14 protein-coding genes are annotated in these 25,087 nt (G+C 40.0%); 13 read left to right on the plus strand and 1 reads right to left on the minus strand.

Annotation, left to right across the window (positions count from 1 at the left end; genetic code table 11):
• Positions 1-86: 86 nt before the first annotated feature.
• Complete coding sequence (locus OD355_RS04365; protein ID WP_263037234.1) at positions 87-1,916, plus strand: DNA polymerase III subunit gamma/tau; 1,830 nt, start codon at positions 87-89, stop codon at positions 1,914-1,916.
• 121 nt (positions 1,917-2,037) lie between these two features.
• Here the strand turns inward: OD355_RS04365 and nagB are convergent, their stop codons facing one another.
• The gene (gene nagB, locus OD355_RS04370) at positions 2,038-3,936 is read right to left on the minus strand and encodes a glucosamine-6-phosphate deaminase (RefSeq protein ID WP_263037235.1); all 1,899 of its coding nucleotides are present in this window, start codon (positions 3,934-3,936) and stop codon (positions 2,038-2,040) included.
• Between the two features lie 279 nt (positions 3,937-4,215).
• Between nagB and rlmD the strand changes: the two genes are divergently transcribed.
• From rlmD to OD355_RS04430, 12 genes are all read left to right on the plus strand, one after another.
• A complete protein-coding gene (rlmD, locus tag OD355_RS04375) occupies positions 4,216-5,646 on the plus strand; it encodes a 23S rRNA (uracil(1939)-C(5))-methyltransferase RlmD (RefSeq protein ID WP_263037236.1) in 1,431 nt (476 codons plus the stop codon).
• 20 nt (positions 5,647-5,666) lie between these two features.
• Entirely contained in the window at positions 5,667-6,317 is a 651-nt protein-coding gene (locus OD355_RS04380; protein WP_263037237.1) for a rhomboid family intramembrane serine protease, read from the plus strand.
• Positions 6,318-6,322: 5 nt separating this feature from the next.
• Positions 6,323-7,171 (plus strand): rhomboid family intramembrane serine protease, encoded by an 849-nt coding sequence (locus tag OD355_RS04385; protein ID WP_263037238.1) that lies wholly within the window; start codon positions 6,323-6,325, stop codon positions 7,169-7,171.
• 7 nt (positions 7,172-7,178) lie between these two features.
• Positions 7,179-7,817: a pyridoxamine 5'-phosphate oxidase gene (gene pdxH, locus OD355_RS04390; RefSeq protein ID WP_263037239.1), complete on the plus strand. Its 639-nt coding sequence runs from the start codon at positions 7,179-7,181 to the stop codon at positions 7,815-7,817.
• Between the two features lie 25 nt (positions 7,818-7,842).
• Positions 7,843-10,695: a helix-turn-helix and ligand-binding sensor domain-containing protein gene (locus OD355_RS04395; RefSeq protein ID WP_263037240.1), complete on the plus strand. Its 2,853-nt coding sequence runs from the start codon at positions 7,843-7,845 to the stop codon at positions 10,693-10,695.
• 250 nt (positions 10,696-10,945) lie between these two features.
• Positions 10,946-13,987 carry a SusC/RagA family TonB-linked outer membrane protein gene (locus OD355_RS04400; protein ID WP_263037241.1) on the plus strand — a complete coding sequence of 1,014 codons (3,042 nt, stop codon included), beginning with the start codon at positions 10,946-10,948 and terminating at the stop codon, positions 13,985-13,987.
• 19 nt (positions 13,988-14,006) lie between these two features.
• Positions 14,007-15,569 carry a RagB/SusD family nutrient uptake outer membrane protein gene (locus OD355_RS04405; protein WP_263037242.1) on the plus strand — a complete coding sequence of 521 codons (1,563 nt, stop codon included), beginning with the start codon at positions 14,007-14,009 and terminating at the stop codon, positions 15,567-15,569.
• Between the two features lie 45 nt (positions 15,570-15,614).
• Positions 15,615-16,430 (plus strand): LamG domain-containing protein, encoded by an 816-nt coding sequence (locus tag OD355_RS04410; RefSeq protein ID WP_263037243.1) that lies wholly within the window; start codon positions 15,615-15,617, stop codon positions 16,428-16,430.
• A gap of 101 nt (positions 16,431-16,531) precedes the next feature.
• Complete coding sequence (locus OD355_RS04415; RefSeq protein ID WP_263037244.1) at positions 16,532-17,971, plus strand: glycoside hydrolase family 30 protein; 1,440 nt, start codon at positions 16,532-16,534, stop codon at positions 17,969-17,971.
• A gap of 55 nt (positions 17,972-18,026) precedes the next feature.
• Positions 18,027-19,511: a glycoside hydrolase family 30 protein gene (locus OD355_RS04420; RefSeq protein ID WP_263037245.1), complete on the plus strand. Its 1,485-nt coding sequence runs from the start codon at positions 18,027-18,029 to the stop codon at positions 19,509-19,511.
• A gap of 53 nt (positions 19,512-19,564) precedes the next feature.
• On the plus strand, positions 19,565-21,229 hold the full coding sequence (locus OD355_RS04425; protein ID WP_263037246.1) for a glucoamylase family protein: 1,665 nt from the start codon (positions 19,565-19,567) through the stop codon (positions 21,227-21,229).
• A 788-nt stretch (positions 21,230-22,017) separates the two neighbouring features.
• Positions 22,018-25,029 (plus strand): SusC/RagA family TonB-linked outer membrane protein, encoded by a 3,012-nt coding sequence (locus tag OD355_RS04430; protein WP_263037247.1) that lies wholly within the window; start codon positions 22,018-22,020, stop codon positions 25,027-25,029.
• The last annotated feature ends 58 nt before the right edge of the window (positions 25,030-25,087 follow it).

Consider the following 25,087-nt stretch of genomic DNA (forward strand, 5'->3'; position numbering starts at 1 on the left):
AAATAATATTGATTGCTAGTCAGATTAAAAAGCTTTACAAAAAATGAAATGTATTCGTCTGCGCTGAAATTTATGTAAATTGCACCATGGAAAATTTTGTTGTTTCAGCCAGGAAATACAGGCCCCAAACCTTTGATACCGTTGTAGGACAGGAACACATCACTACTACTTTAAAAAACGCTATTAAAAACAACCAGCTCGCACATGCATTTCTTTTCTGCGGCCCGAGGGGTGTGGGAAAAACCACTTGTGCAAGGATCCTGGCAAAAACCATCAATTGCGAAAACCCGCAGGCTGATGGGGAAGCATGCAATGAATGTAACTCCTGCAAAAGCTTTAATGAAGGTACTTCTTTAAACATTCATGAACTGGATGCTGCCTCTAACAACTCTGTAGACGATATCAGGACACTGGTAGAGCAGGTGCGTTTTGCGCCTCAGGCCGGTAAGTATAAAGTGTATATCGTAGATGAGGTGCACATGCTCAGCTCAAGCGCGTTCAATGCGTTTTTAAAAACTTTAGAAGAGCCGCCGCATTACGCCATTTTTATCCTGGCTACTACAGAAAAGCACAAGATTCTGCCTACCATCCTTAGCCGTTGCCAAATCTTTGATTTTAAGAGAATAACCAACGACGACACCATTCATCACCTGCAGGAAATAGCAACCAAAGAAAATATTGATGCAGATAAATCTGCACTGCATGTCATTGCCGAGAAAAGCGAAGGCTGTATGCGCGATGCCCTCAGCATACTGGACAAAATAGTAAGTTTCACAAACGGTAAAGTCACCTACCAGAACACGCTCGAGCACCTGAACATACTGGATCACGATTATTATTTTAAACTGCTGGAAGCCTTGTCTGCACAGGATCTTGCTGCTGCCATGCTGCTGTATGATGAGATAAACCGCAAAGGCTTCGAAGGCGACATTTTCCTGAACGGCTTTGCAGAATTTATACGCAACCTCATGGTTTGTAAAAACCCGAAAGCCATATCGTTGCTGGATGTAGTGGAAACAATGCGCGATAAATACCAGCATGTGGCACAGGAAACAGATCTTTCTTTTATGCTCAGTGCATTGAACCTGCTCAATGAAGCAGAGATCAATTACAAAACGGCAAGGAACAGGAGGCTGCATGTAGAACTGGCACTGATGAAGCTTAACTACCTGCAGCAGGCTATTGAGCTGTCGGCAGAGCACAATCAATTAGTAAAAAAAAAACGGATCAATGATGCGGTAGCTATAAGGTCTGCTGACATCTTACCTTTCAAAGCCAAAACTATACCTGTACAAGATAGCGCAGCTAAACCGGCGCTACGCGAGTATGGTGATGCCAGATTATATATAGAAAAAGAAGCGGAGAAACCTGCTGTAAGCTACGGCGGAAGTAGCAACCAGCCGGACTCTGCTGCAGAACCTCTAAAGCAGGAAGTAAAGAAAACACAACCTGCATTGGAATCGAACGGTATTTCCAAAAAGAATTTACTGGAAAGCCTGCGGCAGAAATACAACCATGAATACAATGTGGAGGAGATTGCAGAAGCCATCCCGCTGGAAATAAATAAACTCACCCAGATCTGGAATGATTTTGCCGTAAAGCTGCATAAGCAGTCCAAACAATCCTCTGCCAATGCTTTCAGGCTGGCGCAGTTAGCCGTTTCCGGCGAAAATGAATTTGTTGTAAAAGTAGACAGTTCCATTTCAGGCGGCTTTATTGACAAGGAACGCCCATTCATATCTGACGAAGTACAAAAAGCTTTTGCCAACCGCAGCATCCATTTCCGTGTAGAGGTAGACCATACAGACATTGTGATCGAACGCCCGATGACCAGCGAAGAGAAACTGCAAAAGATCATTAACGCAAATCCGCTGGTACAGGATTTTATTGAAAGGCTGAAGCTGGGCTATAGGTAGCGCGCTTTGCGTAAGCAACTTTTTCTTTATAGTAAAGAGGGGGTAGCAGTTTTGAAATTTTCAAACAGCAAGAGGCTGCCCTTTTGAGACAGCCTCCCGTTTAGTTCAGTAAATTACTACATTAAAATTTCCATCTTACGAAAGCTTCCATAGCAGCGTATTTGGTAAGCCCCAATTCTGAATACAGGTTAGCAGTATTAGCATTCCTTTCTTCTGCTCTCTGCCAGAATTCCCTGCTGTCGCTTCCCTGGAAGGGTACGCTGTCTTTTTGGGACTGGTGAATGAATATACCGTAGCGTTTGTGCCTTACCTGTCCAGGACTCATGGGTACTGCCATTTCAATTTCAGTAATATCCCATTCCTGCCATGCACCTTTATACATCCACACCCAACAATCTTTCAGCCATTCATCTCCTTGCTCCTTTATTCTTTTTATGGATTCAAATATAATGTCCAGGCATACCTTATGGGTGCCATGAGGGTCAGCAAGGTCACCGGCACAGAATATCTGTTGTGGTTTTATTTCTCTCAACAATTTCATGGTGATGGCTATATCTTCTTCACCCATAGGCTTTTTCTCAATCAGGCCGGTTTCGTAGAAGGGCAGGTTCATAAAGTGTATCTGGTCTTCCTTTAAACCCACATATTTGGCAGTAGCACGCGCTTCAGTTCTCCTGATCAGGCCTTTTATTTCGCGGATCACGGGTGTATCGGATTCATCTTTTTGCTTGCCTGAAAGATATTTCTGAGCATCCTGCATAATCTCGCGGCTGTGGGAGCTATCTGTTCCGGAAAGCTCATCGAAGCCTACAGCAAAGTCGAGGTATCTTGTTACAAATTCATCTGTAACGGCAATGTTTCCACTGGTTTGATAGGCTACATGTACGTTGTGTCCCTGCTCTACCAGGCGTGTAAAGGTGCCGCCCATGGAGATGATGTCATCATCAGGGTGTGGAGAAAAGATGATAGATGTTTTAGGAAAAGGCTCCGGGCGCTCAGGATGGCGTGGATATTCAGCTCCTGGTTTTCCGCCGGGCCAGCCTGTGATGGTGTCGCGCATCATGTAGTACACCAGCAGGTTAATGTCGTATGCTTCTCCTTTTTCGGTTAATAAGTCACCTAAACCATTTTCAATATAATCATTATCGGTAAGGTTCAGCAAAGGTTTTTTAAGTTTCAATGAAAGGTTTACAACCGCTTTCCTGATCAGCTGGTCGTTCCAGTCTACTTCGCCCGTAAGCCAGGGCGATTTAAACCTGGTCAACTCCGCAGCCGCAGATTCATCAATTACAAAAGTGCAATCAGGATGTTGTTGCAGAATGCTGGCAGGCACCTGTTCTGTCACGGTACCTTCTACAGCCCTGGCAACGATAGGCGCCTTGTGCCCCCATGCTAAAAGCACCACTCTCTTAGAGCGCATGATGGTGCTGATGCCCATGGATATAGCCATTCTCGGTACTTTAGACAGGTTGGGGAAGTCTTTCAGGTTAGCAACTCGTGTAGAGTTCTCAAGCACTACCAGCCTTGTCCTGGCATGGATGCTGGAGCCAGGCTCATTAAAGCCGATATGCCCGTTGTTACCTATGCCCAATATCTGTAGGTCTATACCACCGGCATCGTCAATAGCTTTTTCATATTCTTCGCAATGCTGCCTGATCTTGTCTTTGGGCCATTCGCCTTTTGGCAGGTGTATATTATCCGGGTCAATATCTATATGATTGAACAGTCTCACGTGCATAAAATTCCAATAGCTTTGTTCTGCTTCCTTTTCAAGCGGGTAGTATTCATCCAGGTTGAATGTAACTACATTTTTAAAGCTGAGATCTTCTTCCTTATGCATTTGTATAAGGTATTCGTACAATTTCAACGGGGTAGAACCAGTTGCAAGGCCCAACACACATTTTTCGTTATTTGCCTGTTTGGCTCTGATAAGGTCAGCGATTTCCTGAGCAACTGCCCTGGCGCCTTCATCGGGGGTTTTGTATACCTCCACATCAATTTTTTCGAAAGAATCAATCATAATAGGTGTATTATTTAGATGTAATTTGGAGGTGTAAATTTACAATATTATATCCACATCGCTTAAAAATAATCTAACAGGTACTGCGCATACGTTTGAGTGGAATTGATAATGGACAATGGATTGTCCGTCCGTGTTGCGTTCTGATATATCTTGACAATTTAATTTATTTTCGTTAGCCGAATAATCAAAATAAGATTTGTTTTGATTATCAATTATTACTTGCCCATTTACGCAAATTTCAACTCTCCATTCTCAATTAAACTTTACCTTTGCGGCGTGAGCAGAAAAAAAGATAAAAGAATTGTCCTGGAAAATATTTTAGTGGAAGATTATGCAGCTGAAGGTAAATCCATCGGGCGTGTAGAGGGGAAAGTAATTTTTATTGAAAACGTGGTTCCGGGAGATGTGGTAGATATACAGCTTTCTAAAAATAAAAAAGACTGGGCAAATGCTTTTCCTGTAAAATTTATTTCTTACGCCAAAGAGCGCATTGAACCGTTCTGTAAGCATTTTGGCGCCTGCGGGGGTTGCACCTGGCAAAACCTTCCTTATGAAAAGCAGCTACACTATAAGCAGCGCCAGGTAACAGACAGCCTGGAGCGTATTGGCAAAATTGCCCTGCCTGAAATTCAGCCCATCATCGGATGCACGGACACAACACGCTACCGCAATAAAATGGAATATACATTCTGCACTAAAAAATATATCCCCCGCGAAGATTTTCAGGCCATGAAACTTACAGGCGACATACCACAGCAGGATGCTGCGGGGCTGCACGCTAAAGGCTTCTTCGATAAAGTTGTGGACATAGATGTTTGTTACCTGCAGGCAGAGCCTACCAATGAAATACGAAAGTTCGTCGCCAATTTTGCCCGGCTCAGAAAAATTCCTTTTTATGATATCAGGAACCATGCCGGCTGGCTCAGGACCATGCACGTGCGCAACACCACAACCGGCGAGTTGATGGTGAACGTAGTATTCGGCTATGAAGATAAAGAAAACCGCGGGGCATTACTGGAACTTTTGGTGAAAAAGTTTCCCCAGATTACCACTTTGCTGTACACCATTAATGAAAAAAAGAACGACAGCCTTTACGACCAGCAACCGCTAACTTATTATGGTAATGGCTATATTACGGAAATGCTGGAACATTTTAAGTTCAAAATAAGCCCGAAATCTTTCTTCCAGACAAACAGCCGCCAGGCAGAGACGCTCTACCAGGTAGCCAGGGATTTTGCTGAACTTGACGGATCACAGGTATTGTATGACCTTTATTGCGGCACCGGCAGTATCGGTATTTTTTGCAGCGATAAAGCTAAAAAAATAATTGGCGTGGAAGTGGTGGAAGACGCCATTGAAGATGCCAAAGAAAATGCCGCCCTGAACAACATTGCTCATGCTGAATTCTTTGCAGGCGATGTCATTAAAATCTGTGATGATGATTTCTTTGCTGTGCATGGCCAGCCGGATGTAGTAATCACTGATCCGCCGCGCGCAGGCATGCACGAGAAACTTGTAGATAAACTGCTGGATATGGAAGCGCCAACGATTGTATATGTGAGCTGCAACCCTGCCACACAAGCGCGCGACCTTCAACTGCTGGATGCTAAATACACTGTGACTAAAGTGCAGCCTGTAGATATGTTTCCGCATACACTGCATATAGAAAATGTGGTGCAGCTAAAATTAAAAACTAAATCTTTATAATTTACAATAAAATATTTTGGATGAACAGATACTCCTTAAATCAAAACTTTCCCCCGGTTGTAAAAAACCTGATTATTATAAATGTGCTGGTATGGGTTGCACAGCTTGCCCTGGATCCTGCATACAATTTTACATCTGATATTGGCTTATGGCCGATAGGAACTGCTGAGTTTCACCCTTGGCAGGTAATTACCCACATGTTTGCCCATGCTGCATACAACAGCGCCGGCGGCATAGTATTGTACCACATTCTGTTCAATATGTTTGGCTTGTGGATGTTTGGAAGGGTACTTGAAAACCTCTGGGGCTCTAAAAAATTTCTGATATTCTACCTCATTTGCGGCCTGGGCGCAGCAGCGCTACACCTGGCCGTACAATATTATACCGGCTCTTACAGTGTGGCGGTAGGTGCATCCGGTGCCGTTTACGGCATCCTGGTAGGATTTGCTTTTTTGTTTCCCAACACGCCTTTATTTCTTATGTTTATCCCTATTCCCATTAAAGCCAAGTGGGCCATTATAGGCATACTGGTGCTGGATCTGATCGGAGGTTTTTCCAGTGCATCAGGCGGAAGTACGGGCATAGCGCATGCTGCGCATATCGGCGGGGCTATCACCGGCTTTTTATTGGTGTGGTACTGGCATAAGAAGGGCAAAAATTTTTACAGGTAAATTTCATGGAAAATAAAATTAAATCTTTTGCAGACGGCAATGCCGTGTTAAAGCTGATCATTTTAAACGCAGTGATCTATGTTTTTATTCTTTCTTTTGAAATGATCAACGGGCTGCCGTTGTCGAAAAATAAATTCGAACAAATGCTACCGGAAGATTTGCAGTACCATCCGCAGCAATGGCTTTCCGTGCCGGGAAACTTCGGCGCGTTTATCCGCAAACCGTGGTCGCTGGTTACCTATATGTTTTCCAATGAAAGCTTTATGCCTTTTCTCACCAGCATGATCTGGCTCTTGTTCTTCGGTTCACTGTTGCAAATATTACTTACTTCCAAAAGAGTCTTCCCGGTATATTTTTACGGCGGGCTTGCAGGGGGCATGGTATTCCTGGTAGTTGCCGGGGTAATGCATGTAAATACTTACCTGCTTACCTCTTCTTTGCCTGTGTTTGCATTGGCTGCAGCGGTTACTACCTTATCACCGAATTACAAGATATTCAGCGCTATCCGCGGCGGTTTTTCCTTGTGGATATTAACTGCTATCTATGCAGCCTTAACTTTTCTTACGGCGCGGAGCGTACCGTTGGTCGCCGCTTACTTTGCGGCTGCTTTCGCAGGCTTTCTTTTTACCAGGCAACTGCAAAGAGGAAAAGACCACGGCGCTTGGATGAATAATTTTTTACATACAATAAATACCGCATTTTCTCCGCAAGCCCGTTCTGCCAATAGAACGCAGGCCGAAATTAACCATGACAATGAAATGAAACTTAACCGCATATTGGATAAGATCAGCCGGCATGGTTTAGCATCACTCACCAAAGAGGAGAAAGATTTCTTACATAAACAATCAAAATAAATAATTCATGGAAAAGAAGATAGGCAATATCCGCATCGATTATATGTTGAAAAAACTGAGTGAGAAAGATGTGCTTGAAATGCCGATGCGGCAGTTTGAGGTATGGTGGAATGAAGCCGTGGAAAGCAAGATCACAGAAGTAAATGCCATGACGCTTTCAACAGTTGCTACTGACGGGCAACCTTCCGCACGTATTGTTTTATTAAAAGAATTTTCAGACCAGGGATTTACTTTTTTTACCAATTACGAAAGTAAGAAAGGCCGGCAGATAGCTGAGAACAGCAAAGTTTCACTGGTGTTTTTCTGGAAAGAACTGCAACGCCAGGTATGCATTGAAGGCATTGCAGAGAAAATTGACGAAGCTGCCAGCGATGCTTATTTCCAGTCGCGCCCATATGGCAGCCGCATAGGGGCATGGAGTTCGCCGCAAAGCCGCATTATAGCTTCCAGGGACGTACTTGAAGAAAACGAAGCAAACTATAAAAAAATCTATCCGGAAGCTGTACCCAAACCTCCGCACTGGGGCGGATATCTTATAAAACCAGAAACTATTGAGTTCTGGCAGGGCAGGAGCAGCCGCCTCCACGACAGGATCGTGTATACCCTGGTAGACAACCAGTGGAAAATATTCAGAGTGGCTCCGTAAGAAAATTCTTTTGTAATTTTAGCCAATGCAATTTAAAAAAAGATGCTTTCTTTTATTAATGCCTGGCCTGCTGTGCTTAAGCATATCCGTATTGGGCCAGTATGGATTTAACAGCACACCCCAGGTAGTAAATTTTACCAAACAAAGCTACAATGCCCACAGCCAGAACTGGTCATTATCGCAGGATAATAATGGTTTAATATACGTAGCCAACAACAATGGCCTGCTGAGCTTTGACGGCAGCCAGTGGACAACCTATAAATTACCCGGCAACCCCATTGTTAGGGCAGTAGCCGCAGATGCAAACAACAGGATTTACACCGGTGCTTATGGTGAATTTGGTTATTGGCAACAAAAAGACAGGGGACCACTGGTATACCATTCTCTGAGCAAGCTGGTTCCCCAGCAAAATTTTGCCAAAGAAGAGATATGGAAAATAAATACCCAGAGTGATGGGATTCTGTTCCAGTCTTTCTCTAAACTATACCGGTATAAAGATGACAGGATAACCCAAATAGAGCTGCCGGGAAATATAATGTATCTCTTTTCCATCCGCGGAAAAGATTACATACAGGTGCTGGATCATGGTATTTATATCATTAACAGGGATAATTCCATTTCCAAAATATCAGGAAGTGAGCTGTTCAACGGGCTTAAAGTGATCAGCATTGTACCGTTCATCAATAATACGCTGTTGATCGGCACTGTAAAAAGCGGTTTTTATGTATATGATGGTGTAAAATTTACTCCCTGGAATACACCGGCCGGCCATTTTATACAATCCAATGATCTGAATGCAGGCCTCCGCATAGATGATAACAGATATGCATTCGGCACTATACGCAACGGTATTATCATCTGCGATGCACAAGGCAATATACAGCACCACATCAACCGCAGCAACGGTTTGCAAAACAACACAGTCCTGAATTTGTTTAAGGACCGAATGGGCAACCTGTGGGCAGGCCTGGACAAAGGTATTGACGAAATTGTGATCAATTCAGGCCTGCAGTTCTTTAAAGATGTGCATGGCAACATTGGCGCTATTTATACAGCCAGCCTGATCAACGATAATTTGTACATTGGCTCCAACCAGGGCCTGTTTCATACTAAAGTAAACAGCTATAACCCGTTTACATTATCAGCCATCACAAAAGTTAACGGCATCAATGAACAGGTGTGGGACCTTTCTTTTATAGACAACGAGCTTATCTGCGGCAACAATAATGCTACCTACCGCATTGAAGGAAGCAACATTTATAAAATTTCAGATGTCCCCGGCGGCTGGAACCTGCAAAAGCTGGCTGCATATCCCAATTACTTAGTACAGGGCTCTTACATCGGGCCGGCGCTATACAATTATGGAGGCAAAGGGTGGGCGTTTTACAGGCTGTTGGATTCAACCGGTTTTATACCGTCCAGAAAAATTATACAACAAAACAAAAATCTCTGGATAGAGCATGCCAATGCCGGTATTTATGTATTACAACTATCAGACTCCCTTACCACAGCGTCTTTACGCCAGGTAGAGATTGAGAACAGTGATAAACATGATGCAAGGTATTCACTTTTTTCCCTGGAAGGGAATGTATACCTTGCTTCTTCCCAAGGCATCTTTGAGTATGACAGCCGGCAAAATAAATTTATATTGAGTGAAAGGATTAAAAGTCAGCTGGGAAGTAATTTTTATGCCAATAAAGTAATTGGTAATACCCATAATCTATGGTATGTACTTGGTAACAACACTCTTGCTTTGGTAAATAAAGCGCAGGGCAACCAGCTTGAGAAAATCTCCTGGGTACAGGCAAATTTTTCACTGGTAAATAACTATGAAAACATTTTACAGCTGAAAGATAATCTGTATTTCATTTGCGGCGAGGAGGGATTTGTGATTTACGACAGGAATTATTATAAAGGCGATGTAAATGAAACCACGCTTTTCATCAGGCAGATACGTTTTACCGGTAAAGGCCATACCCCTGCTGTTGAGGATCCGCCGGGATCAAAGGTCTCTTACAAAAACAATACCCTCCAGATTGTGGCTGCCCACCCGGTCTTTGACAGGGATGTGCTTTTTCGCTATTCACTTACCCGCAATGCAGATGATACTCTATGGAGCAGCTGGACAAAATCATCAGAAAGAGAAGTGAACAACCTGCTGCCCGGACAGTATTCTTTGAAAGTACAGTCAAACCAGTCAGACAAAATTGTGGATTACAGGTTTACTATTCTTAATCCCTGGTATACTTCGGTGGTAGCTGTTATTATTTACATCCTGTTGCTGTTATTGATTGCTTACGGCATATATTATTATGTAAACTGGAGAGTAAAGCGGCAAAATGAGTACATGCGCTTGCAGCATGAACGCAAGTTGCAGGAAGAAAAAAGAAAAGTAGAACACCTTACCCTGCTTCAGCACCAGAAAGAACTGGAGCGTGAAGTGATCATTAAGAGTGAAGATGTAGCCAAATCAGCTATGAAGCTGATAAAAAACAAGAAAGCGTTGCAGAAGTTAAAAACAGAACTTAACAAGCTAAAGGCAGAAGGTACAGATGAAAAATCGCATTACCAGATACAAAAACTTTCCCGGCAATTAGACCGCTACATTTCAGACGACCAGGAAGAACGCAGCCTCTTTGAAAACGGATTCAGTAAAGTACATGAAGATTTTTTTAACCGGCTGCTGATAGCTTACCCGCAATTAACACCGCAGGATCTGAAACTTGCTGCTTATTTACGTATGAATCTCTCATCCAAAGAAATTGCACCGCTTATAAATATCTCCACACGCGGCGTTGAAATCAAGCGTTACCGTCTTAGGAAAAAGCTAAATCTGGACAGTGAAGCGAATTTAAATGATTTTATGATGAAATTCTGATCATTAATTTTCCAAACGTTAATTAGCCTGCTTCTATATTTTTAAATTGCATTGATTCTCAAGAAATTACTTTTTTAATAGAATAACCATGAGATGGTTATGATGTATTAATATATGTCGAAATTAATGGTTTGATGTATTGTAGACGTATTTATTTTTAACTGTTTTTCTAATATATATTAACATTTACTTTTAAATTTGGGTAGAGATTTATAGAATATTTCTATTTAAAAGCAAAAATTCATTTAATATGAAAAGGAAGCACAGCATTTTATTTTTACTTTTTTTATTGCCGGCGCTGTTATTTGCACAGCAAACATACCGTGGCCGGGTTACTGATGTTGAAACGGGTAATGGCATACCCGGCGCAGTAGTGCGTGCCAGCCAGGCCAATGGCACTACAACCGATACAGCAGGCTATTTTACTATTCGTGCTGCATCAGGTACGATGTTGGAGATCACCAGCCTGGGTTATGATCGCTCAACATTTACATTGGGCAACGATACAGACATCAGCATTCAACTTATGCAGTCGGCAGCTCAGGCAGCCGGCAGCGAGGTAGTGGTGATTGGTTATGGTGTGGCAAACAGAAGAGATTTGACGGGCTCCATTGTAAAAATAAGCGGTGAGGAAATAGCCGATAAGCCAAACACCAATCCTGTGGCAAGCTTGCAGGGGAAGGTTGCTGGCTTAAGCGTGACGCCATACGGCACACCAGGCAAAGCGCCGGACATAAGAATTAGAGGTACGGTGAGCGTCGGTTCAATACGACCACTTTATGTTGTTGATGGTGTATTCAATGACAATATTGACTTCATTAATCCTAATGATATTGAATCCATAGAAATTTTAAAAGATCCTTCTTCATTAGCGATTTTTGGAGTTCGTGGTGCATCTGGTGTAATTGCAGTGACCACCAAAAGAGGAAAGATGGGAAGAGTTACCGTAAATTTTAATACAAATTATGGTGTTAAAAAATTAGTAGATAAAATTTCTGTACTCACTAACGCTGATGATTTTAAAATGCTGTACGAAGAAGAAAAAGTTAATATTGGAGCTACAACACCCTTTGATTATACTCCTTGGACTGGTAATACAGACTGGATAAATGCTGTAACGCAAACCGGTCACTTTACACAAAATAATATTAGTGTTTCTGCTGGTAGTGAAAAAAATAAATTTTATATGGGCGTGGGATATCAAATCGATGAAGGTATCATTATCAGAGAGAAAATGCAGAAAATACTGTTGAATCTAAGCGATGAATACAAGCTTTCTAACTTTTTAAAAGTGGGTTTTTCTGTAAACGGTACACGTACCTACTCTCCGAATGATGGTACATACGTGCTGGAAAATGCAAGAAGATTAGCGCCAATCATCGAGGCAGGAACATTTCCTTACAGAATGAAAATTTATGGAGCTGACAGCGCTACCTATAATTTATATTATGCTGTACCATCCATTCAGAATACTTTGGCGAACCCGCTGGTAGCAAGAGAATCTAATTGGGACGCTTATATTGGGAGAGAAAATAGATTAGTAGGTAATGTATTTGCTGAATTATCTTTCCTTAAAGATTTTACTTTAAGAACAGCTTTTTACGGAGATCTGAGTTTTGTAGAATCAAGGAATTATACACCTTTAACAGCTGAATACGATCCTGTGACACAAAGCGGATACCTGGTTAACAGAGTGACTGCTGTAAGTTCTGAAGAAGCTAGGTGGTCAAAATACCAGCAGGACTATATTCTTAGCTATAGTAAACGTTTTAGCGACCACAATTTGATGGCTACAGCTGGGTTTACTACTTATTGGTTAGAAGAAACGCATCAATATGGTTCTGTGAAACAAAGCCAGACCGGAGATCCAATACCTAATGATCCTAGATTTTGGTATTTAACCAATGGCTTTGAAGATAATGCAACTTCGCAATCAAGTTCTTATCAGAGACAAACATTTACTACCTCAGGACTATTAAGAGGTATTTATAATTATAGAAATAAATATTACCTCAATGCTTCTTTAAGAAGAGATGTGTCTTCTGTAATATATAATCCTAAAACACGTGGACAAAATTTCTGGGCTGTAGGTATGGCGTGGGAAATATCAAAAGAAGACTTTATGAAGAACTATACTTTTATCAATTTCTTGAAACTTAAAGGTTCAATCGGTGTATTGGGCAACCAAAACTCTTACGGTATAGATTATCCATGGTTCCCTACCCTGGCATCAGGTAACACTGCGGTGTTTGGGAATAATGTTTTTCCATCATATGTAAAGACTTACGAGGTAGATCCTAATCTTAAATGGGAAACAGTTTTAGGTAGAGAGTTCGGGTTGGAATTTAGATTCTTAGATAACAAATTGAGCGGAGAAATTAACTATTATGATAAAGAAACAAGAGATGTATTATTGTTTTTATGGAATGGGCCAAAAAGAACTTTAGGTAACTTTGGTAGCCTTACCAATCGTGGCTGGGAATTATCATTAAGTTGGAATCAACGCATTAAAAATGACTGGACATTCAGCGCAAGTGCTAACATGACAACTTTCAATAATAAAGTTACCAAATTTGGTACGTTCTTACCTGCATCTGAATCTTCACCTAACCAAACGGAAGTTGGATTCCCTATAGGATATTTTTACGGATATGTAGTTGAAGGCATCTATCAAAGCTATGCTGATAAATTAGCATCACCTAAGGTAGTTGGATATGAATATGGGCCAGGCGACTTAAAATACAAAGATCTGAACGGCGATGGAATTATTAATACTGAGGACAGAACCATGATTGGTAACCCTACACCAGATTTTATTTACGGTATTTCATTAAGTACACAATATAAAGGATTCGATTTAGGAATTGACTTTAATGGCTCATATGGTGCAGAGGTTTATCGCGTGTGGGGGCGTTCAGAATTGCCTTATTCGAGATATAATTATTCTACTGATAAATTGAGCAGATGGCACGGTGAAGGGACTTCTAACTGGACACCAAGATTGGGAGATAAATTCGCTATTAACCGCCTGCCTTCTACCTATGGAATTGAAGATGGCAGTTATTTGCGTATCAGAAATGTTCAATTAGGATACAACTTCAATCCTAATACTATTCAGAAAGTATATATAAAAAGTTTAAGAATATTTGCTAATGTACAGAATCTTAAAACATTTAAGCAAAATACAGGATATACGCCGGAATTTGGTGGAGATCCTACTTACTTTGGAGTAGATTGGGGCAATGGACCGGTTCCATTAGTGTTTACTGCAGGTTTAAATGTAACGTTTTAACAACTTTAAATTAATAATCATGAATAATAACAAAATATTTATATGGAGCATACTTCTGATGTTGATACCATTTGTTATGGGAAATATCAGTTGTAAAAAATTACTTGACCGTCAGCCGCTTAGAGCAACTATGGAAGATCTTAATCAGGGTGGATTGGAAGGTCAAATATATGGTTTATATGGTGGTATTCGCAATCCCGATTTAGGTGGTGCTGCATGGGGGCACATACCTTGGTTAGCTATCCATAGTTTCAGAGATGATGATGCCATGAAGGGAAGTAGTGATGCTGATGGAGCTGACTGGGCAGTGATTTATGACCAATATCAATATTCCAAAGATCATTGGAGTACTAATATTTATTATGAGCGTAAATATCAAATGATAGATGTTGCTAATGTAATATTACAAACAGCCGATTCTTTAAAATTGACTGATCCTGCTTCTTTGATAAATATCGGCGAAGCAAGGTTTTTTAGAGCATTAGCCTACTTTGATCTTGTACGTACATATGGAGAAGTAAGAAAAGTAGATTTTCCCGTAAGAAATGCTGCTCAAGTCAACAGTTTAGCAAAATCTACAGTTCCGGAAATCTATGCGCTAATTGATGGAGACCTGCAATATTCCATCCAGCATTTGCCATTAAATTGGAATAACGCAGCAGGAATTAGTCGTTTTCCAGGAAGGCTAACGAGTGGCGCAGCGAAAACATTATATGCCAAAGCATTGCTTTATCGTCAACGATGGTCAGAAGCTCTCAGTTTATGTCAACAAATAATTGCATCGGGACAGTATGCTTTGGAATCAAATTATTCTAGAATTTTCCAGGATGCCGGTGAAAACGGACCGGAATCAATATTTGAGATACAAGCGTATAAGGGCCCTGGTGGTGTACCTGACCAATACAGTTTGTTCGCTACTGCCCAAGGCGTGCGGGGTAGTGATGCATCCGGCTGGAATATGGGTTGGGGCTGGAATACGCCAACCCAAAACTTAGTTGATTCATATGAGCAAAGCGATCCAAGAAAGCGAAGAACTATACTATTCTCTGGTCAAAGTGATGACCCTCAATATGGAGGTTATGGTCGAACACTCCCTCCTTACCCTTCTGTACTTCCCCGTCCATATTGGAATAAAAAAGTATACGCTGACCCTGCTGTGCAGGCTGCCACCAACGATTTACACGGAAACGGAGGCTACAATCAACGTATTTTACGTTATGCCGATGTTATTCTCATGGCGGCTGAGGCTGCTAATGAAACTGGCAACGGCGCAATGGCAGAAGAATATCTTGAAATGGTTCGTGCACGTGCCAGAGAAAGTCAGCCAGGTGTATTGCCTAAAATTACTTTTCAAAATCAGCTGCAAATGAGAACAGCCATTAAATATGAAAGAAGAATTGAATTTGCTATGGAAGGTGAAAGATTTTTTGACCTGGTGCGTTGGGGTGATGCTGTAACGGTGCTGGGGCCATTAGGGTATACTCATCGCAATAGATATTTACCTTTGCCACAACCTATAATCGATCAGTCTGATAAAGTAAATGGAGTGCATGTTCTTAAACAAAATCCTGAGTATCCATAATAAAAAGCTCGGATAATTTATTTATTACAATTAAAATGGAAAAAAATGAAAAATCTTTATAAAATAGTTATTATAATAATGGCAGCAAGCTTATGGTCAGGCTGTCAAAAAATGGAACGGCCGGCTTTAGGAGACTACCCGAAAGATGTAAGTGCTCCGGGAGGGCCTCTAAAATTTTATGTTGCATTTGACGGTATTACAAAAGATTCCTTGTTGAATGCAGTAGATAGTATCATGGCAAATTTTCCTAGTACAAATCCTTTAAAAAGTATTGATGGTGTAAGTAGAAAAGCTGTTGAGGGAGAAAAAGGAAAATATATTAATTACGCTTCTACCAATGGCTTTGTCCATAGTTCAAGTTTTTCTATATCTCTATGGATTAAAACTAATATCATACCTGAAAAGGAATCTCTGTTTTTATTTAGTGTTCCCACAACAGTTGGCCACTGGTCTAACGCAACAATGTTCGCACTTATTGATCACAAGGGCGCAGGTACTACTGTAGATGGGGCTGTATTGAAGTTTTTTATTCTTGATAAAAAAGGTGAAAACTGGTTTGAATTTACTGGAAACGACAAAATACCAGGGCTGTTGAATAACGCCTGGCATCATCTTGTATTTACTTATAATGAAACTAACTCCACATTTTCATTATACAAAGACGGAGTTTTATATAAAACAAGATTATGGAATAATCATGGTAAGCTTGAAATAAATTCAGATAAAGTTACGGGCCTAAGACTTTTAGGAAAAACTACCGACTGGGGTGAAGAATGGCAAGGTGGTATGGACCAGTTTAGGCTTTATGGTAAGGCATTGAGTGAGGAAGAAATAGCAGAACTATACAAAGGTAAGAAATAATAAAAGTGTACTTTGTTATAATTTTTTGTTTGCTAACCAATATTCTAACGTAATTTAACTTGACAGATAGAATTGATAAAAGGGTATATTAAATAATACAAATGAAAAAGTCCTATTTATTCTTTAATATAGTAAGTATATTTATTTTGGGATTATCTGCGAAATGCAATAAGGAAGGCGGAGGAAATATAAATCCAACACCGTCACCTGCTACAGATCAAGCAACTATTTGGATTACAAAAGCGGATAAATCAGTGCTTTTTCAAAAACTTGATAAGCCTATTTTATTTACTACGTTAGTTAATAAGTTACCAACTATAGATGTTGACGATACTAAAACATATCAGTCTGTAGATGGTTTTGGCTACACCTTAACTGGAGGTAGTGCCATGCTTATTAATAAAATGAGCCCAACTGCAAAAAACCATCTACTTAAGGAACTATTTGACAATACAGGAACCAATATCGGTATAACCTACCTTCGCCTCAGTATGGGTGCGTCAGATCTCGATGAGAGAGTTTTTAGCTATAATGATTTGCCCGAAGGTGAAACAGATATAAATCAAAAAAAATTCAGTATAGCTCCCGATAAAGTGAATCTCATACCGGTTTTAAAAAGCATTTTGGCAATTAACCCAAATATAAAAATCATTGCAACTCCGTGGAGTCCTCCTGCATGGATGAAAGATAATAATAGTAGTGTAGGCGGAAGCCTTAAACCTGAATATTACCATTCGTATGCTACTTATTTTGTCAAGTATATACAGGCAATGAAGTCAGAAGGAATCAATATTGATGCTGTAGCCCCGCAAAATGAACCTTTACATCCGGGTAACAATCCAAGCATGCTCATGACTGCAGAGCAACAGAGAGATTTTATTAAACATGCTTTAGGTCCAGTATTTAAATCAAACGGTATTGTTGCAAAAATTATTATTTACGATCATAATCTTGACAATATTAATTATCCAACACTTATCTACGGCGATCCGGAGGCAACGAAATATGTTGATGGTGCTGCTTTCCACTTGTATGCAGGCAACGTTGAGGCCATGGGAACATTGTATCAAGCTTTTCCTAATAAGAATTTATATTTTACGGAGCAATGGACAGGTTCCACCGGTACTTTTGAAGGAGACCTCGTATGGCATATAAGAAATGTGATTATAGGAACTATGCGTAATCACAGCAAGATTGCCTTAGAGTGGAATCTGGCGAATGATCCTACTTACGGCCCGCATACCCCTGGTGGGTGTACTCAATGTAAAGGTGCATTAACCATAAATAACTCTGAAATCACCAGAAATGTATCTTATTATATTATTGCGCACGCTTCAAAATTTGTGACACCCGGTTCATTGCGTATACACAGTAATAATGCGGGAGCAATAATGAACGTTACTTTTCTTACTCCCGGAGATAAAAAAGTAATGATAGCTTTAAACGAAGGTAATACGCCGTACTCCTTCAATATAAAAGATAAAGGCAAATGGGCTCCGGTCACTATAGATGGTAAAACAGTGATGACAATCATTTGGTGATAAATTATGTCATAAATTATCACCGCTGGGCAGCATCAAATATTAAAAAAATCAAATGAAAAAATTTCTATACTTTACAATTTTAATTTTTATTCTACAAGCTTGTTCTGTTGCTAGTGTTAATAAAAAAATACATTACACCACAAAACCAAATTTTGACTTTAAATTAAATAAAAAAACGGCTAGTATATTTAGTACAGCTGAAACAACAACATATCGTCTTACTAACACGCATAGTAATTTAATGTTCGGTGAAATGCAACAGCCAAAGGAGACAGATGTCTGTGTATTTATTGATCCCACAAAAACATTTCAAACCTTCATAGGTATAGGAGGAGCTTTTACAGACGCATCGGCTGAAACCTACTATAAACTCCCTGAATCACAAAGACAAAGCTTGTTGAAAGCTTATTTCGACACTACCGAGGGGATTGGCTATACATTAGGAAGAACCAATATGAATAGCTGTGATTTTTCAAGCTATAGCTATACATATGTCATGGATAATGATAAAGCACTTAATACCTTTAATATTGACCAGGATAGAAAATACAAGATACCGTTAATAAAGGAAGCTATCCATGCTGCGGGCGGAAAACTCTTAATGTACATAAGCCCTTGGAGTCCTCCTGCATGGATGAAAGATAATAACAGTATGCTAAAAGGCGGAAGACTAAAAGAAGAGTTTTATCTTTCATGGGCTCAATATTATGTAAAATACATAAAAGAATTGGAAAATGAAAGTATACCTATATGGGGATTAAGCGTTCAAAATGAACCTATGGCCACACAAACCTGGGAAAGCTGTATCTATACAGCAGAAGAGGAAGCCAAATTTATTAAAGAAGCTTTAGGGCCGGCACTGTATAAAGCAGGTATGCGCGAGAAAAAACTCATCATCTGGGACCACAATCGCGATCTTATTTATCAGCGTGCAAGTACTACATTAAAAGACCCGGAGGTGGCAAAATACGTATGGGGAATAGGCTTTCATTGGTATGAAACGTGGACGGGCAGTGAAATGATGTTTGACAACTTGCGCAGAACAGCAGAGGCATTTCCTGATAAGCATCTGATTTTTACTGAAGGTTGTAAAGAGAAGTTTTCTTTGGATAGTGTTAATAATTGGTCACTCGGCGAAAGATATGGCATGTCTATGATTAATGATTTTAATGCCGGAACTACAGCTTGGACTGATTGGAATATTTTATTAGATGAAAAGGGGGGACCTAATCACGTAGGTAATTTTTGTTTTGCACCTGTGCATGCGAATACTCATTCAGGAAAGCTCATTTTTACAAATGCATATTATTATATCGGCCATTTTTCAAAATTTATCAGGCCGGGCGCGAAAAGAGTCAGTGCTTCCACAAATCGTACCGATCTTTTAACTACAGCTTTTCTTAATACAGACGGCAAACTTGCTGTTGTAGTTATGAATCAAGGACTAAACTCCTACGCTTACAATTTATGGATAGAAGGCCAAGCTGCCAAAGTCCAGATTTTACCAAGGAGTATTCAGACAGTACTTCTACAATAAATAGTAACGGTATTATTTATTGTTGTTTATTTACATATATCAACAGTCTCCTTATGAGATATTATAAGTTTTCTTATGTAATTCTTGCTTTTGTATTATTTTGTAGCGCCTGTAATAAATCGGGGACTGAGCCAGTAGTAAACCCTCCGCAACCAAAGATCACCAATCTGCTGAGCTATAAAGTGAACAGTACAACCTTTGATAATGATCTGAAAGGCGTATATGTGAAGCCTTCTATTGTATTGAAATTTTCACAGCCTGTAGCAGCATCATCTGTCAATGAAAATATAAGTTTGAAAGATGCTGCGGGTAATCATGTAAATTTTACTGCCACATTATCCGGAAATGACGATGAATTGGTGCTGCATACGTCTGCATTAAATTATCTTACAAAATATACATTTAGTATTTCAAGAAATTTAAAAAATAAATCGGGCGGGCCACTTTCCACAGACTTCTGCAGAACATTTACCACCTCGATTGACTCTGCACGAAAATTTTCTAAAATTTCAGATGACGAATTGCTGACCAAAGTGCAGCAGCAAACTTTTAAGTACTTCTGGGATTTTGGCCATCCGGTTTCCGGTCTGGCAAGAGAAAGAAATACTTCGGGGGACCTTGTTACCAGCGGTGGCTCCGGCTTCGGGCTGATGGCAATGATTGTGGGTATAGAGAGAAATTTCATTACACGCAACGATGGATTGGAACGGCTGCAAAAAATTATTGCATTCTTAAAAAATAAAGCACAAACATTTCATGGCGCTTATCCGCACTGGTTCAACGGAAATACCGGAGAAACAATAGCTTTTAGCGCCAACGACAACGGAGCAGATTTGGTGGAAACGTCTTTTCTGATTCAGGGATTGATTGCCGTAAGAGAATATTTTAAAGAAAATGCACCGGCAGAAACAACGCTGCGCGCCGACATCAACGCCATATGCGACAGGGTGGAGTGGAACTGGTTCAGGCAAAATAACCAGCAGGTGCTTTACTGGCATTGGAGCGCGGATAAAGGGTGGGCGATGAACCACAAAATCCAGGGTTGGAACGAATCACTGATCACCTATTTGCTGGCGGCATCTTCTAAAAACTTCAGCATTCCGAAAACTGTGTATGATGAAGGATGGGCAAGGAATGGTGGTATGCAAAACGGAAGAAGCTTTTATAATTATGTACTTCCCTTGGGGGAAAACTTTGGCGGCCCATTATTCTTTTCGCATTATTCTTTCCTCGGGCTTAATCCAAAAAATCTCGTAGATAAATATGCAAACTATGCTACGCAGACAACCAATCATGCATTGATCAATTACAGCTATTGTGTTGAAAATCCTAAAAAGTTTTACGGCTACAGCGATTCGGTCTGGGGGCTTTCTGCCAGCGATATCAATGGCGGTTATACTGCCAGTTCGCCTGCCAATGACCGCGGATATATAGCGCCAACTGCTGCGCTGTCTTCATTTCCTTACACTCCCCAACAGTCTATGGCTGCATTGCATTTTTATTATTACGTGCTGGGCGATAAGTTGTTTAAAGAATACGGTTTTGTGGATGCATTCTCCCTGCACGATCCCTGGTTTGCAGATTCATTTCTGGCCATAGACCAGGGGCCGATTATTGTGATGATAGAAAATTACCGCACAGGTTTATTATGGAATCTGTTTGGCAAAGCGCCCGAAGTGAATGCAGCGCTTGGCAAACTGGGGTTTGCAAATAAATAATTATAAAAACAAAGACACACATTTAGAAGGATGTTTTATAAATTTTTGACAGCTGTAGAATAACCAAAATTAGCCGTTCAATATATTTAGAAAGATATCCTCAACAACCCCAGTATCCCCATCGTGTTGATGCTCCGTATTGGAGACGGAGTGATCTATTAACAGTATCAATGTCAAATATTATTTTCTGTAGATATGATTGTTGATAGTAAAGGAAATTGTTCAACACGAGAAAAGATTATTCAAATGCCTGGCTATGTACCGGAACAGGCATTCCTAATACATATATGAATAAACAATAGTCAGCCAATTTCTGGTAATGCTATGTAAGGATATTTTTTTACGGAAGTATGATTGTACCGTATGGCATATATATTTACAGCTGGGGAAACTAAACCTATCCTTTTCAATTAGCTGTGGATATTATTCGCTGAAAGAAATATCAGAGGGGTGCTGATATCGATTATATAAATAACAGAAGTCGTTTTTTTACGCGATTTGTTATATAAACAAGCAGGTAGAACCTCCTTAAAAGCTAAATTTTAGTGTATACAAGTTCATACGCATATAAAAACGCATATGTTATCTTACTATGAAATTCATACATGCTTAATTCACACAAATATATTATTATCACTTACTTATAAATAAATAATTATTTGCTTGATGAGGCTGTGATGTAATAAAGAATAGAAAAAAATTATTCTGATGCATGTTTGATGTGGTAAAATGGCCCATACATAGGGGAAGTATTTTTTAGATTTGGAATTATTTTAAATTATATTTTTATGAAGAAAAAGCATTACTTCTTGTTACTATTTTTCATGTCGCCTATATTTTTATTTGCACAGCAAACATATACAGGTATGGTAAGTGACATTGAAAGCGGTGCAGCTATAGGTGGGGCTGCGATTCAGGTTTTAGGAAAGAATATCGGAACAATAACAGCAACGGACGGCACATTCAAGATTAATGCTGCAACCGGCGACGTGCTGGAAATTACAAGCTTAGGTTATGAAACCAATACGTACACTTTAGGTGATTCTGCAGTTATCAATATCCAACTTTTACCGCAAATGGCTCAGGCAGCGGGCAGCGAGGTAGTAGTGATTGGTTATGGTACACAACGTAAAATTGATGTTACAGGATCAATAACCCAGATTAAAGGTGAGGAAATAGCAAGTAGGCCTAATACTAATCCTATCAGTTCATTACAAGGCAGAGTTGCAGGTTTAACAGTGGTAAATTCAGGGCTGCCCGGAGCTGCCCCGACGGTGCGAATCAGAGGTGTAAACAGTACAAATAGCGCTTCTCCATTGTATGTTGTTGATGGTGTTTTGCATGACAATATAGATTTCATCAATCAGTCGGATATTGAAACAATGGATGTGCTTAGGGATCCTTCCTCCATTGCCATTTATGGATTAAGAGGAGCAAATGGCGTGATAGCTATTACTACTAAAAGAGCTGCCCGCGGACAAACAAGAGTGAACCTGCAAAGTTCAGCAGGCATTAATAAAATAGTAAATCTTATAGATGTAACAGATGCCGCAGGTTTTAAAAAATTATATGATATGCAGTTGGCCAATATTGGAGCTGTGCCATTTGATTATACTAATTATACAGCCAATACAGATTGGCAGAAACTTATCATCAGAAATGCGTTTCTAACAAATCACAGCTTAAGTATTTCTAATAGCGGTGAAAAAACAACGTCTTTGATAAGTCTTGGCTATAATAAAAACCAGGGAGTAATAAAATATGGAGAATATGAACGTATTACGGCGCGCTTAAATCAGGAAATAAAAATTACTGATAATATTAAAGTAGGAGGCGACTTAGCAGGTTCATACTGGAAACTAAATCCCACGAATGTAACGTTGACCAATGCTTTATGGGCCGTGCCTATAGTACCTGTTCAGGCCGGAGAAGGTTTATATTACAGTATGCCTTCTTTTCAGAGGGCAGAAGTAGGAAATCTTGCCGCCACAATGGAAAGAAATAAAAATACAAAGATTAACAGGGGTTACAGGTTTGTGGGGAATATATTTGCTGAAATTAAGTTCTTGCAAGAGTTCACCTGGAGATCGACTTTTTATACTGATTTAGGGTTTAACAATGAGAGAGGATATACTCCGCTTCCATACAGGTTTATAAATTTAGGAGAGCAGGGAGGAAGTAGTGATACTACCTTTGACAGCCGTCAATTTACCGCTGTTGCCCAAGCTCAGAATGAATTCAGAAAGTTCCAGCAGGATCATACCTTAACATGGGATAAAAACTTTAACAACGCACATAGATTAACAGCTATTGCCGGTCTTACCACTGTATATGAAGACAATACCAATTTAAATGGTAACAGAAGAGATACTACTGTAAATGTGCCTAACCATCCTGACTTCTGGTATTTAAATGTAATAAACCCAAATAATCCAGGCTCTTACAACGGTACCGGTACTAAAAATTCTTTAATGGGATTTTTCGCCCGCGCTAATTATGCTTACAAAAACAAATATCTTCTCAATGCTACTATACGCAGAGATGGAAGTTCTAAATTTTCTCCTGCTAACCGATGGGGTACATTTGGTAGTATTGGTACAGGATGGGTAATCTCTCAGGAAGATTTTTTTGCCAACATTGAAAAAATAAATTTTTTGAAGCTAAGAGCATCCTGGGGAAAAATAGGCAATTCCAATGGTGTACAAAACAATTTGTATCAACCCGGTATATCTAATGCTTCAACAGCCATTTTTGGTGATAACGTCTATACGGCTATTCAGGCGGCATATATACCGGATCCTAATCTACATTGGGAAATAGTAAGAGGTATAGATCTAGGTTTGGAAATGCGCGTATTTAACAATAGGCTAAATACAGAAGTAACCTGGTATGACAGAACTACGACCGATATACTCACAAGGCTTCCTATACCAAATGATACAAGATCTTATTTTACGAATTTAGGTAAAATTACCAACAGGGGAATTGAAGTATCAGCAAATTGGAACGATAGACTTGATAACGGTTTCAGTTATGGGGTAGGAGGCAACTTTAGTTATAACAAAAACACGGTAAACTCTATAGGTGATAAAATTAATTTTGAAATATTAGGTAATGATGGAGCTAACAGAACCATTACAGGTTACTCTATCGGACACTTTTACGGGTATGAGCAACAGGGTATTTACCAGACAGTAACTCAGATAGAAAATTCTCCGTACTATGCCAATGCACGTCCGGGTGACATTATGTACAGAGATATTGACGGCAACGATACTATCACTTCTGCAGACAGAACTTACCTGGGCACTCCGTTTCCTCCATACAGTTTTGCATTAAATCTAAATTTCGGGTTTAAAGGTTTTGATCTATTAATAGAAGGGCAAGGCGTAGCCGGCAACAAAATTTTTGCGCAGCGCCGCACCAGATATTTTACTACATTAAATTACGAAAGCAATCGCTTAAATGCCTGGACTGGCCCCGGTACATCTAACATAGAACCTATTTTAGATAATACAAGAGGAAACAACTTCCTGTTTAGCAGTTATTACCTGGAGCCCGGTGATTATGTGCGCCTGCGTACAGTACAAATAGGTTATACTTTTAACCCACAAACATTAAGTAAAAGTATATTTAAACAAGCAAGACTGTATGTAAGTGGCCAAAATCTTTATACATGGACGCGAACCACAGGCTATTCTCCCGAAGCTGCCATTGGAAATATTACCGGCGGTGGCGCCGATAATGCAGTATATCCCATACCTGCTTCTTATACATTTGGCATAAATCTTACCTTTTAATACGTTAAAGAGAAAAAAATTATTATGAAATAACCATCTCGCCTAAGGTGGAATCAAC

Source organism: Haoranjiania flava, from assembly GCF_025631005.1.
GTDB lineage: Bacteria > Bacteroidota > Bacteroidia > Chitinophagales > Chitinophagaceae > Haoranjiania > Haoranjiania flava.

Excerpts from the sequence above, each read along its gene's own strand:
- OD355_RS04425 (WP_263037246.1), top strand. The coding sequence starts at position 19,565 with ATGAGATATTATAAGTTTTCTTATGTAATTCTTGCTTTTGTATTATTT.
- OD355_RS04365 (WP_263037234.1), top strand. The coding sequence starts at position 87 with ATGGAAAATTTTGTTGTTTCAGCCAGGAAATACAGGCCCCAAACCTTT.
- OD355_RS04415 (WP_263037244.1), top strand. The coding sequence starts at position 16,532 with ATGAAAAAGTCCTATTTATTCTTTAATATAGTAAGTATATTTATTTTG.
- pdxH (WP_263037239.1), top strand. The coding sequence starts at position 7,179 with ATGGAAAAGAAGATAGGCAATATCCGCATCGATTATATGTTGAAAAAA.
- nagB (WP_263037235.1), bottom strand. The coding sequence starts at position 3,936 with ATGATTGATTCTTTCGAAAAAATTGATGTGGAGGTATACAAAACCCCC.
- OD355_RS04405 (WP_263037242.1), top strand. The coding sequence starts at position 14,007 with ATGAATAATAACAAAATATTTATATGGAGCATACTTCTGATGTTGATA.
- OD355_RS04385 (WP_263037238.1), top strand. The coding sequence starts at position 6,323 with ATGGAAAATAAAATTAAATCTTTTGCAGACGGCAATGCCGTGTTAAAG.
- OD355_RS04420 (WP_263037245.1), top strand. The coding sequence starts at position 18,027 with ATGAAAAAATTTCTATACTTTACAATTTTAATTTTTATTCTACAAGCT.
- OD355_RS04380 (WP_263037237.1), top strand. The coding sequence starts at position 5,667 with ATGAACAGATACTCCTTAAATCAAAACTTTCCCCCGGTTGTAAAAAAC.
- OD355_RS04395 (WP_263037240.1), top strand. The coding sequence starts at position 7,843 with ATGCAATTTAAAAAAAGATGCTTTCTTTTATTAATGCCTGGCCTGCTG.
- OD355_RS04400 (WP_263037241.1), top strand. The coding sequence starts at position 10,946 with ATGAAAAGGAAGCACAGCATTTTATTTTTACTTTTTTTATTGCCGGCG.
- OD355_RS04410 (WP_263037243.1), top strand. The coding sequence starts at position 15,615 with ATGAAAAATCTTTATAAAATAGTTATTATAATAATGGCAGCAAGCTTA.
- OD355_RS04430 (WP_263037247.1), top strand. The coding sequence starts at position 22,018 with ATGAAGAAAAAGCATTACTTCTTGTTACTATTTTTCATGTCGCCTATA.